The organism is Marinomonas mediterranea MMB-1 (genome assembly GCF_000192865.1).
Classification (GTDB): Bacteria; Pseudomonadota; Gammaproteobacteria; order Pseudomonadales; family Marinomonadaceae; genus Marinomonas; species Marinomonas mediterranea.
On the sequence record NC_015276.1, the window covers coordinates 1,029,871 to 1,042,323 of the forward strand.

The 12,453-nt window shown below is 46.0% G+C and carries 10 protein-coding genes; 8 read left to right on the forward strand and 2 right to left on the reverse strand.

Translation table 11 applies throughout. The annotated features are described in order from the left end of the window. From MARME_RS04750 to MARME_RS04770, 5 genes are all read left to right on the forward strand, one after another. Nucleotides 1-891: an NAD(P)-dependent oxidoreductase gene (locus MARME_RS04750; protein ID WP_013660118.1), complete on the forward strand. Its 891-nt coding sequence runs from the start codon at nt 1-3 to the stop codon at nt 889-891. A gap of 2 nt (nt 892-893) precedes the next feature. Next, a complete protein-coding gene (locus MARME_RS04755) occupies nt 894-2,408 on the forward strand; it encodes an aldehyde dehydrogenase family protein (protein WP_013660119.1) in 1,515 nt (504 codons plus the stop codon). Between the two features lie 7 nt (nt 2,409-2,415). Beyond that, nucleotides 2,416-3,588: a M20 aminoacylase family protein gene (locus MARME_RS04760; RefSeq protein WP_013660120.1), complete on the forward strand. Its 1,173-nt coding sequence runs from the start codon at nt 2,416-2,418 to the stop codon at nt 3,586-3,588. A 162-nt stretch (nt 3,589-3,750) separates the two neighbouring features. Further along, nucleotides 3,751-4,662, forward strand: coding sequence for a LysR family transcriptional regulator (locus MARME_RS04765; protein WP_013660121.1), 912 nt, complete (start codon nt 3,751-3,753; stop codon nt 4,660-4,662). Between the two features lie 331 nt (nt 4,663-4,993). Further along, nucleotides 4,994-5,713, forward strand: a complete 720-nt coding sequence (locus MARME_RS04770) for an NHL repeat-containing protein (RefSeq protein WP_013660122.1) — start codon at nt 4,994-4,996, stop codon at nt 5,711-5,713. 96 nt (nt 5,714-5,809) lie between these two features. On the opposite strand, the gene MARME_RS04775 is transcribed toward MARME_RS04770, so the two are convergent. Beyond that, nucleotides 5,810-7,879, reverse strand: a complete 2,070-nt coding sequence (locus tag MARME_RS04775; protein WP_013660123.1) for an alkaline phosphatase D family protein — start codon at nt 7,877-7,879, stop codon at nt 5,810-5,812. A gap of 112 nt (nt 7,880-7,991) precedes the next feature. Between MARME_RS04775 and modA the strand changes: the two genes are divergently transcribed. The 3 genes from modA to modC all read left to right on the forward strand — a co-directional run bounded on the left by modA (nt 7,992) and on the right by modC (nt 10,744). After that, nucleotides 7,992-8,828: a molybdate ABC transporter substrate-binding protein gene (gene modA / locus MARME_RS04780; RefSeq protein WP_013660124.1), complete on the forward strand. Its 837-nt coding sequence runs from the start codon at nt 7,992-7,994 to the stop codon at nt 8,826-8,828. 138 nt (nt 8,829-8,966) lie between these two features. After that, a complete protein-coding gene (gene modB / locus MARME_RS04785; protein WP_013660125.1) occupies nt 8,967-9,674 on the forward strand; it encodes a molybdate ABC transporter permease subunit in 708 nt (235 codons plus the stop codon). Beyond that, complete coding sequence (modC, locus tag MARME_RS04790; protein ID WP_013660126.1) at nt 9,671-10,744, forward strand: molybdenum ABC transporter ATP-binding protein; 1,074 nt, start codon at nt 9,671-9,673, stop codon at nt 10,742-10,744. The genes modB and modC overlap by 4 nt, the downstream gene beginning before the upstream one ends. Nucleotides 10,745-11,109: 365 nt before the next feature. Here the strand turns inward: modC and MARME_RS04795 are convergent, their stop codons facing one another. Continuing rightward, nucleotides 11,110-12,447 (reverse strand): aminotransferase-like domain-containing protein, encoded by a 1,338-nt coding sequence (locus tag MARME_RS04795; RefSeq protein WP_013660127.1) that lies wholly within the window; start codon nt 12,445-12,447, stop codon nt 11,110-11,112. Nucleotides 12,448-12,453 lie beyond the last annotated feature (6 nt).

The following is a 12,453-nucleotide window of genomic DNA, read 5'->3' on the forward strand; positions in this document are numbered from 1 at the left end:
ATGCAACACGTAATTGGTGTCATTGGTTTAGGAAACATGGGGCGCAACATGGCTGCGACTCTGGTAAAAAAAGAATTTACAGTATACGGCTTTGACTTATCCGCCGATGTGCGTCAGCTCGCCAGTGAGCAAGGTATCCTTCCTGAAAATGACGTTTTAGAGTTGGCTAAAAAGTGCTCAACTATCATTCTATCTCTTCCAAAAGCGGAGCACGTTGAAGCGGTTTGCCTTGGTGAAAACGGTTTGAAAGCCGTTCTTAATCAAGGAACGACTATTATCGATACGACAACATCCGTGGCCGAAACTAGCCGTAAGGTCGCGCAGGAACTTGAATCATTGGGTGTTGAGTTTGTCGATGCCCCTGTGTCTGGTGGCCCGGCTGGCGCAGCGTCAGGAACGATGAGTATGGTAGTGGGAGGAAAGAAAGCGACCTACGAGCATGTTCTTCCGGTGCTAGAAGCAATGACGCGTGTCCGTATTCATGTTGGCGAGGTGGGCGCGGGTAACATCGCTAAAATTGCCAATAACCTCTTAGCTGCCGCTCATCTTATTACGACAGCAGAAGCCCTAACGATGGCTGAGAAAGCGGGTCTTGATCCAGAGCAAGCATTGCAAGCGATTAGTGCAGGCTCAGGAGGCAGTGCAGCGAGTCAGGTCATGTTCCCTAATTGGGTGATGAACAAAGCATACAACTCTGGTTTCACTATGGCGCTAATGCGTAAAGATGTGGGGCTGGCGAAAGATTTGGTGGAATCTCTTGGGCTGGATCTGCCTATGGCTCAAAAGACTGCAGAACTTTGGCGTGCAAGCGTGGATCAGGTTGAGGATTCAGACGACTTTTGCGCCATCGCAAAATGTACAAATCCTGCGCTTTTCGGAGAGGAAAAATAGCAATGAAAGAACAATATAATGCTGTAATCAGCAAATACTGGGACGATGTAGCGACGGTAAAAAACTTCGTTGGCGGTGAGTTTGTTTCTGGCAATGGCGACAAAGTGGTTATCCAAAATGCGCACGATGAAAGTGAGCTATTAAGCTACCCAGATGCGGGCGCAGACATCATTGATATGGCGAACAAAGCCGCAAAAGCAGCACGTAAAGAATGGTGGGGGCGGACGGCTCAGGCACGCGGTCAGGTTATGTTTCGTATCGGTGCTAAACTTCGTGAAAACCTAGACGACCTTGCTGTTGTTGAGGCTTACTCCTCTAACAAACCGATTCGCGATGCAAAAGTAGAAGTCTCTAAAGTGGCAGAAATGTTTGAATACTATGCCGGTTGGACAGACAAGCTGCACGGTGAGGTGATTCCTGTACCAACGTCACACTTAAACTACGTGAAGTACGAGCCACTGGGGACGGTTTTACAGATTACACCGTGGAACGCACCTATATTCACGTGCGGTTGGCAGCTTGCGCCTGCCATTGCTGCTGGAAACAGTGTCATTTTGAAACCTTCAGAGTTAACGCCTGTGTCTTCTATTCTTGTTGCTGCGCTTGCAGAACAAGCGGGCCTTACAAAAGGTTTGATCAACGTGATCGCAGGCTATGGTCACACAGCGGGTCAGATGGCGATTCAAACTGCGGATATTCGCAAAGTGGTGTTCGTAGGTTCGCCAGTAACGGGTAAGAAGATTGCCGTCTCGTCTGCCGAACGTGGTATTCCATGCGTGTTGGAGTTGGGCGGTAAATCTGCCAACATTGTGTTTGACGATGCGGATCTTGATCTTGCCGTACGTGGTGCTCAGGCTGCTATTTTTGCGGGTGCGGGCCAAAGTTGCGTGTCTGGTTCTCGATTGTTGGTGCAAGAATCCATTTATGATCGCTTCTGTGAGGCGGTTGCTAATGCAGCGAAGAACTTCAACATTGGTAACCCTCATTCTGCTGATACGCAAGTTGGGCCGATTCACAATGCTAAGCAATATGCGCACGTGACTAAGATGATCGATATTGCGAAAGCGGAAGGCGCTGAAGTGGTTGATAACGGTCTGCCAAGTGTTCCGGATAAAGCTGGATTTTACGTAAACCCGACTGTACTGAAAGGGACGAATGCGATGGAATGTGCGCAAGAAGAGATTTTTGGTCCTGTTGTGGTTGCTATTCCATTTAAAGACGAAGATGATGCTATTGCCATTGCAAACGATAGTCGCTTTGGTCTTGCTGGTGCCGTATGGACGAAAGATGTCGGTCGTGCTCATCGTATTGCTGATCAGGTTAATGCGGGAACATTCTGGATTAACAGTTACAAAACGATCAACGTTGCTTCTCCTTTTGGAGGCTTTGGCGACAGTGGCTATGGGCGCTCTTCTGGTATTGATGCTTTACGAGAGTACAGCGAAGTAAAGAGCGTTTGGGTTGAAACCGCGAGAGCGCCAGCAATGAACTTTGGTTATGGCGCCAACTTAGGGTAAATACATTATGCAGTTTAACGATCTTATATTGGAAGTAACCAAATGGAGAAAAGAGATCCATCAACACCCCGAACTTGCGTTTGAGGAGCATAAAACGTCTCAGAAGGTCGCCGCCCTGCTGCGAGAATTTCAGTTAGATGACGTCTTCGAAGGGATTGGAGAAACCGGTGTTGTCGGGGTTTTAAAGAATGGTAAGGGGCCTTGTATCGGCTTACGAGCGGATATGGATGCCTTACCAATGAAAGAACTTGGGGAGTGTTCTCACAAATCTCAACATGACGGTTGCATGCACGCTTGTGGTCATGACGGGCATACCGCCATGCTGCTCGGCGCTGCGAAATATTTAGCCCAATATAAGCCTTTCAATGGCACTGTCTATTTCATCTTTCAACCTGCTGAAGAAGGGGCTGCGGGTGCGCAGAAGATGATCGATGATGGCTTGTTTGAGCGATTTAACATGGACGCAGTCTATGGGTTGCATAACTGGCCTGGATTACCCGCTGGCAATATTGCGGTGAATGAGGGCGCTATTATGGCGTCGGTGGATACGTTTGAGATCACCATAGAAGGCAAAGGGTGTCATGCTGCAATGCCTCATTTAGGGATAGACCCGATTATTTCCGCTTCTGAACTGGTTCTTGATCTGCAAACCATCGTTTCCCGACGTATATCGCCACTAGAATCGGCTGTTGTTAGCGTGACAACGTTTCACAGTGGTGATGCCTTTAATGTGATTCCAGAAGTAGCGAGTTTAACGGGCTGTGTTCGATGTTTAGCCCCTGAAACACGCGTTCGTGTTGAGGAATTGATGCATGAATATATCAAGGGTGTAAACAGTGCCAATAAGGGTGTGAAGGTGACGTTGGTGTACCGAAAAGGCTACCCAGTGACGGAGAATCATAAGGAACATGCTCAAATTATTTATCAAAACGCTAAATCTCTAGTTGGTGAAGAGAAGGTGCATTTTAACCTCGACCCTTCTATGGCATCGGAAGATTTCTCGTTTATGTTACAAGAGCGCCCCGGTGCCTATTTTTGGTTAGGTGTGGATAAAAAAGACGAGGATGTCGTTTCACTTCATAACCCCTATTACGACTTTAACGATGATGTTATTGAAACGGGCGTTCGCTTCTGGTGTTCTTTGGTTGAAAGGCTTGTGGCTCCTACTTGTGGTTCCTAGAGAATAAAATAAGATCTGAAAATAATAGTAGAGACCATTGCTCGACTATTTGCACGACGACTATTTTTTGTCCTCTGCTTTTTTAGTAAAGAAAGCAGAGGCGTAAGGGCGGAAGCCTAAGAACAGAAGCCTAAGAACAGAAGCCTAAGAACAGAGAACGCTATGAAGGATATTAATGATAAACGCGTCATGTATTTCTATGAGGCAGTGACACTTGGAACCATACGTGCCGCCGCAGATAAACTTGACGTTGCACCGTCAGCGGTGAGTCGACAGATTACTCAGTTAGAAGAGGAACTGGCGTGCATCTTAATAGAACGAAATCGTAAAGGCGTGTGTGCGACAGAAGCAGGGCGGGTATTACTTCGCTATTATCGAGAAACAACCTCTCACAAAGAAGCTTGCCTTGCCGACATTGAATCCTTACAAGGGCTTAAATCAGGGCATGTTTCTTTAGCGCTGGGGGAGGGCTTTATCGGTGAGGTCATGTCTCGTGCTTTGCCAGAGTTTCAGAAGGCCTACCCTAATCTAACTTTATCCATACATATTGCTGGAACCAATGAGCTTATTCGTAGAGTGCATGAAGACGAGGCGCACATTGGCGTTTTATTTCACCCACCACACAATGAAAAACTGCGCTCACATCAAATATCCAGTCACCCTTTGTGTGCGATTGTGCCACCCGATCATCCTTTAACAAAACTAAATCGTCCCATTGAGCTGGAGGAAATTCTTCCTTATCAAATTGCCCTGCAAGAAAAGGAATTTGGTATTCGTCAGCTTATCGCAGTTGCAGAGTTTAAGCATCGAGTACGATTCTCCCCGTGTATTACCGTGAACTCAATGTCTATTCTAAAAGAGTTTGTTCGCTCCGATATGGGCGTGACTATTTTGCCGGAGTTCATTGTTAGACGTGAAGTGACGGATGGGCACCTTATATCGTTACCTATTGTCGACCCGATCCTGTCGTCTGGTGAAATTCACTTAGTCACTCGAATCGGCAGACAACTTACCGAAGCACCCTTGGCACTTCTCAATCACCTGCAAACTTGGATGAAGCATTTCGATCAGTAAACGATATTGAGCTGCGCGCTCTAGGCTTTTTCCTTCCTAAGTTCTTTACTTTCGCTGCCATGGTTTTGCTGGCCTCTTTATAGTGATGTGTTTACGAAGTCTCTCCCCAAACTCAAAGCGGCTCAAAGCTGATACTTCCAATTAAATAACGGCCCAGTCTTAGCGTTCTACTTTTCAGCTTTTTAAACAGCAGCTATTAAGAAAATCATAAATTTCATAAATCGTTAACTTATGTAGGTGTAACGTAGTGTAGTTGTAATTATTTTGTATTTTGTGTTAACTAATAGTCAGTATTTTGTTATTACGATTAATGGATTTTAAGGAATTGCTTATGAATCGTCGTCAGGCGTTGGTTACGGGATTAGGTGTTGCGGCTTCACTGGGGATGACGAATATCGCGTTTTCTTCTGATTTATCAGAGATCGGCGGGTCAGTAGAAGAGCTGACACGCTTAACCAGTGCGCAATTGAGCTCTTTGGTACTTGCGGCGCGTGATGTTTCGACCGTGCGGTTTGATGGGGCTCAGGTTACGTTGCCTATGAAGGCTATGGTTGCCAGACGTTACAACGCAAACCTGTATATAAAATATGAACTTGAATCAGTTATTCGTGTATTTGATGCTAATGGCTACCCATTGAACACCATTTCACTGCCTGATTCGTTACAAGTGAAAGACTTTGCGATTGACAGTTACGGCAATGTGTTTGTCTTGAGTAGTGGTAAGCATGAAATTACTTGGCTAGATTCGCAGGGTAATATCGTATCAACGATTGGTCATTTTGGTTGGCAATTACCTGCTGAATTAAATGGTCCGAAAAGCATTACAATCGACGAGTACAATCAAATTCACGTTCTAAACAGTGGAACTCGTTCGATTAAAGTGTTCACTACCTCCGGTTCTTTTGTAAACGAGTACGGTCAGTCCCGCTGGTTGCCAGAACGTCGACTCGGCTCATTGGATGGCTACGCCAAGATTTACGTTACAGAAGGTCCGAGTGGTGACAAAACCTGGTTGTTCTCTACTGATGGTGAGTTTATCGCGTCGACCTAAACCCACCTTGGTAAGCAAGCGGTTTTACCCCTTCTCCGCTTTTCCTGAATGACCCGGCAGGTTGTCGTTAACTACGTCCTGCCAGAAAAGGTCAGGTTACTCGAATTGTCGATCGTCATCGCTTTTGAGGAATCTGACCTTTTCCCCTTTTGGTAACAGCTGTGCAATCTCTTTTGGCGCGCCATCACCGTCCAATCTAACAAAACCGATGCCCGCCCCATTTAGTAATCGCTCGCCCTTGTCTCGCTTGTCGGGTTTACAAGGTGCCACCCACATTCCCCGCCGTTTGGTAAACAGGTTAAGTGGCGACCAAGGTGCGTAGAGCCAACGATTTAATCGATCAAACCAAGTTAATAGCGTATCTGGAAACTCGTTGCGAAGACCGCTGCTGGTAATCTGCCAAACATTCGGACTGCTCGATTGCCCTTTCACTTCCACGTGGTACGCAAACGAGTAATGGACATCGCCAGAGAGAATCACAAAGTTTTTCGGGGTTTTCGGGTGACGAAATAAGTTCATTAACGTGTGTGCTGAGCCAGAGTGCGCCATCCAGTTCTCAGCGTCCACTAATAGAGGTTTACCGCATAAGGTAAACACCTTTTGAATCGCCTCAATGAGCTTAACCCCAAAGATGGGGGCAGGGGAGACAAGTAACACGCTGTCTCGGTTTATTAACTCACTTTGCAAGTCAGTGAGTGCTTCCCAATCCATAAGACCAGAGGGTTTGTTTAGGTTGCTTTCTGAGCGCCAACGGTGTGTTCGAGTATCCAACACCACCAAAGCAGGGCTGGTTTCCCAAACATAGTGCCAGCGGTCATACCGTATTAATGTCTGAATCACATCGTCGTGCGTTTGCGTCCCCAGTTCCTCAATGGCGGTCTGGTATGTTTTGATAAAGGCTTGGTCGAACTGAGTTGGGTTATTGCCCCAGCCTTGAAATAGAAAGTACGCCATTAGCCCATTACCAATAATCCGCTTTGAAACAGGGTGCTCATAAGCGGCTTGTTCCCAACCTGCGGTGAGGTTCCAATCATCGGTAATGTCGTGATCGTCAAACATCATAGCGGTAGGTAAATGTGCCATAACACGACGTGCTTTTGGTAGGTGTTCGACAAAGCAGTTGATGCTTTCTAACTCGTGATGATATTGGTCGCGCGTTTCAGGGCGCAACTCAGCGGGCGCTTCGAGGTCTAAAAATGGCCACAGTTCAGGTGACCAAACCAATAAATACATCGCCACCATTTCACTGAAACTCATTAAATGATTGTGCGCCGTGCTACTGGTGAATATCGGCTTTTTGCCCCCGAAGAAGAACTGTTTTTTAACCTCGTCCGATAGATCTGTCATAGGCAAGACAGACTCGCGTTGGTAGTAAAGGTCAATGCGTGTATGCAAGGCTTCAAATGTTTTATTTGCATCGCTTGTTGGTAACGACTCGCTCGGGAGACCGAGCAATGCAATCACCTGATGAATGGCATTCAAGATTGGCCCAGCGACGTCATCGGCGTAGATTTGATCCCCTGACATGACCAAGGCACTTGGCCATTTTTTAACGGGGCTGGCTTTTGTAGAATCGGCCTTTACGAAGCCGATCTGTTCCATGATCGAGGCCAGATGATCGTCAGCGACCGCCAAACCGTCACCGCAATCTACATTGATTGAATCGATGGCGTTTCGATGATGAGGTTTACGACAAGAACCGTGCAGCACATTGTCGACCTTGGGTTTAAATACAAACGAAGGTCGCTCTTCTTGAGCGTAACACAGTGGTTTTCCCCACTCTGAAAATGGAATTGAAAACGGAATCTCACCCGCTGTATTGGTATTGTTTTTCGATAAGGTTACTTCGTATGTAATGGCGGTGTTGGGTTGCAGAGGTGTCTGAAATTCGACCGTTACCAACATGACCCAAAGCGAATCACTCAGTTTAATTAGGTGATTTTGTTGAGTTGTCTCGACGCGCGTATTGGGTTCATTGCTTGGATGACCTGAAAAACGGTCTTCTAAAAAGCCGTCGCCTAAAAAGCAATCAAAGCGGACATCGAAGTGTTCTGAACACGCCAGCCAAAAAGTTGCCGACTGCGAATCGAGCTTTCGTAGAATGGGCCCCGCAATAACAGAGGGCAATGTGACGCTTGATGTTTCTAAGGTATCCTTTGATGTCATTGAGACTCCGATGACAAATAATGAACTGAAACAGATTGTTTTAATTTATCTTTTAAGGCTAACATTGATGACATTTTTCGCAAACTTATTGCGTGTCTAAGCGGATAAAGGGGTGGATAAAGAGGTGGACATACGGGCGGATAAAGGAGCGCAATCGAACGTGTTTAAAAACCTTCAGTGGAAAATCCGTAACTGGAAAAAATGCAGTACGCTGGCGATCTTTGGCTTAGGTTTATCCAGTGTGACATGGGCAGATACTTTAAATGTTGCGGTCGCCTCAAACTTTACCTCTATTATGCCCAGTATCGTCAAAGGCTTCGAAGCGCAAACCTCACACAAGGTCAGAGTATCCTATGGTTCATCGGGCAAAATCTACGCTCAGATTCGCCACGGTGCGCCGTTTGATGTTTTCCTTTCAGCTGATCAAGATAAACCCAATCGGCTAATAGCGGAAAGCTTGGCCGTTCGTGATAGTCAGTTCACCTATGCTCAAGGACAACTTGCGTTATTCGCACCGCGCTTGACCGATGAGTCGAACACACCAAAACAAATAGTAATGAGCCAAAAGTTCAATAAATTGGCCATTGCCAACCCAAAACTAGCACCTTACGGCGCAGCCGCGGAGCAAGTCATACGAGCGCTCGTGCAGAATGGCTCGTTAACAGAGCAAATACAGACCAAACTCGTAACGGGCGAAAACATCAACCAAACCTATCAATACATCGCGTCTGGTAACGCCGAACTTGGTTTTGTCGCCTTGTCTCAAGTCACAAAGCAACCTAGCAACACCGTTTGGAAAATCCCAATGTCCCTGTATTTGCCTATAAAGCAAGACGCCGTTATTGTGGAATCGAGCCATCATTTAGATGCCGCAAAGCAGTTTACGGATTATCTCAAAGCGCCAAGTGTCAAAGAGGTGATCGAGGCTCATGGATACCTAAGCCCGTAGCGTATAGTCTTAACGGTAACGAATGTATTCTTGTATCGAAGAGAGGGCATTTGTCTATCATTCCCTAGTCAGATCTTTATACTAATTATCTGAGTTTTAGAAAACACTCACATAAATAATTAACGTTGATAAATCAAAATGTTAGACAGCAGCGACCTAAGCGCCATTTGGCTTACCATTAAACTTGCGTTTCTGGTCACCCTTATACTGTTAGTGATAGGCACGCCCGTCGCTTGGTGGCTTGCGCGCACCTCGTCGCGATTGCGAGGCGTCGTTGCCGCAGTGGTTGCGTTGCCGCTTGTTTTACCGCCGACAGTGTTGGGCTTTTATTTGCTGGTGGCGTTTGGACCACAAGGTACGCTGGGGCAGTTGACTCAAACCTTGGGGCTTGGCACCTTGCCTTTTACCTTTTGGGGGCTGGTGGTGGCGTCGGTTATTTACTCTCTTCCTTTTGTGGTGCAGCCCTTACAAAATGCGATGGAATCGATTCAGGAGGAATCTCTCGAAGCAGCGGCAACTTTGGGTGCTAGCCCATTGGATCGATTCTTTACCGTGGTGATTCCTTTGTCAAAAGTCGGTTACATCACGGCGACCGTGTTGGGCTTTGCGCATACTATTGGGGAGTTTGGCGTCGTATTGATGATCGGCGGTAATATTCCGGGAGAAACCCAACTGATCTCGGTGAAAATCTACGAACATGTGGAAGCCTTAAACTACGCTCAGGCGCACACTTTATCGCTGGGCATGTTGCTGTTTTCGTTTGTGGTTCTGTTGCTCGTCTATTCTCAGATGAACGGCAAGCAAATGAACCGCAAGCTTTCGAGTCGCAATAAGGGCGCTTTATGACCCGACAAAGTTCTATTCGCTTATCGTTAGAGAGATCCGAACGCTTTCAGTTAGAGGTAGAGCTTGCGTTGAATACGCAAGGCATTACTGCCGTTTTTGGTGAATCCGGTTGTGGAAAAACCACCTTGCTACGCTGTATTGCAGGGTTAGATAAAGCCGTTGGGAAAGTAAGTATTAACGGGAATATCTGGCAAGATGAGGGTGTTTGTTTTGCACCACACCAACGCTCAATTGGCTATGTTTTTCAGCAAGCAAATCTCTTTCCGCATTTAACCGTTGAAGGCAATTTGAACTACGCCCGAAAGAGAGCGAAGAAACAAATCGCGCAAGAGCAGGTTGATCATCTTATAGACCTTACTGACATTCGCCCTTTGCTTAATGCTTCTACCGCAGAGCTATCGGGTGGTGAAGCTCAGCGTGTCGCGATTGTACGTGCTTTGATGACCGAACCCGATATTCTCCTGATGGATGAACCGTTGGCGTCGTTGGACAGCACACGTAAAGACAGCATTTTGGATTATTTAAACAGGCTAAAACGAGCGCTTTCGATTCCGGTTTTATACGTTACGCATTCGTTAGAGGAAGTCTCTCGAATCGCAGACGATGTCATCTTGATGGAAAAAGGGCGAGTCGTTCAGCATGGCGCGGTGACCGATGTTTTTTCCTCATTAACAACCGATAAACTGCTAGGAAAAGATGCCAGTGTCATTTTAGAAGGTCGAATTACCGACATCGAACACGCATGGCAGCTTGCGCATCTTCAATTCGATGGCGGTAAGCTGAAAATAAACAGCGTAGGTCTAGAGCAAGGTCAATCCGCAAGGGCGCGTATATTGGCGAAAGACATCAGTGTGTCTTTGTCGTATCACACTGATTCAAGCTTCTTGAATCAACTGCAAGCCCAAATACAGGATATGAATGATGAGGGTCTGCAGGGTTACGTCACCTTAAAACTTAAAATGGGCGATAGCTTTCTTCTTGCGCACATTACCCGTTATTCCTGCCAAAGGCTTAACTTGCAGATTGGTCAAAGTGTTTGGGCCAATATCAAAACCGTCGCTATTATTTGATTGTCGGCTAGGTAAACTGAGCGTGTAAATGATGTTGTCGGTTTGTATAAATCTAGACCCCTCCCTAACCCTCCCCTTGGTAAGGGGAGGGAACCATGAGTTTGGTTGTGATTAGATCGCTGCCGTACACGCAGCTTAGTATGATGTTTGGCACCTCCCCCTTGCTTAAGGGGGAGGTTGGGTGGGGGTCTAATCGAGGGTCTTAATGGATCTTGTGGCGATTAGGCGTAAGCCTTTGAAGCACTAACAATTATTTACTCCCTCTTTAACTAAGCGGTAGGGGGGCTATGGATTTTGTTATAAGCTCGCCATTGAATTCGCTGCTTAGAAATAACCGATGTTGTTTCAACCTGATTCCAATTTTTTTAGCTGGTGCGACGTTGATCTAGCAACCTTTTCAACGAATGCAGTCCTTCTATTAAATGTTGCTCTTCGGGAATCGCCATCAGAGAAAGGCGAACTGCATTGATCGCTTTGTCATCATAATGAAAAAAATGCCCTTCACTCACCATCATTCCACGTTCTTTTGCCGTCATACTAAATTCATGAGCTTCCCACTCATCGGGGAGCGTTAACCAAATATGATAACTAGAGTTTTGGGAGGATAGTATTTCACTGTCTAGAATATCTCGGGCTAATGCTTGCCTGTGTGTTGCAATCATTTTCTGGCTCTCTGCCAACTTGAATGCCGCCCCCGATTGAATTAGTCGAGCCGATACTTCGAAAGTAATTGGGGAAATATGCCATACCATAGTACGAATATAGGAGGATAAGCGTTGTACTTGACTTTGTGGAACCTTCACAAAACCACAACGCATACCTGGGCTTATCGCTTTAGATAAACTAGTAATATAGAAGCTTTTCTCTGGTACAAAATTACTAATGGGCGCAATCACGTCAGTATTTAGAAAGCTGTATAAATCATCTTCCAATAACCAAACAGTATGTTTTTGAACAATATTCGCTATCTCTTTACGACGCTGAAGTGGCATGGTAATAGCGGTTGGGTTTTGATGAGAAGGCACAGCAATCACCAAGCTTGGGTTTTCACTCAAACAGATGCTATCTAAGCTACTAGGAGTCATTCCCAGTTCATCCATCTCAACGCCAATAGCTCGTCTACCCAATGCCTTGATAATTGACGTTAAACCGGGATAGGTTAAAGCTTCAACCGCAATACAATCACCGGGTTTTGAATACAATTCAATAAGTGTTGAGAGGGCATGTTGAGCGCCGTTAGTAAGCAACACTTGTTCAGGTGACCTAACTTGAAGCCCATAATGTTGCATCCATTTCATGCCACATTCTTTATGATTTAAACAGCCAGTGTCTTCAATATAACCAAACAAAGAAGGTGAAAACGGCTCTCTGACACATTGCCCTAGTTGGCGATAAAGTGCATCAAGATGATGACTGAAACAAGGCTGAAGAATCGAAAAATTCCATTCATTTTCAACATGTTGGGAATGAATGGCCTGTTTTAAATGAGATTTACTTTTAACGAAACTCCCACGCCCAACAAAGGACTCAATATCGCCTTGCTCTGCTAGCAACTTATACGCCTTCGCAACCGTTACCGCCGTAGTGGAATACTCTTTCGCTAACTCTCTATGCGTGGGCAACTTACTCCCTTCTGGGTAATGACCTACATCAATTAGCTTTTCAAGCTCACGAGCAATCTCATAATATTTCGATTCAGACACGTAATA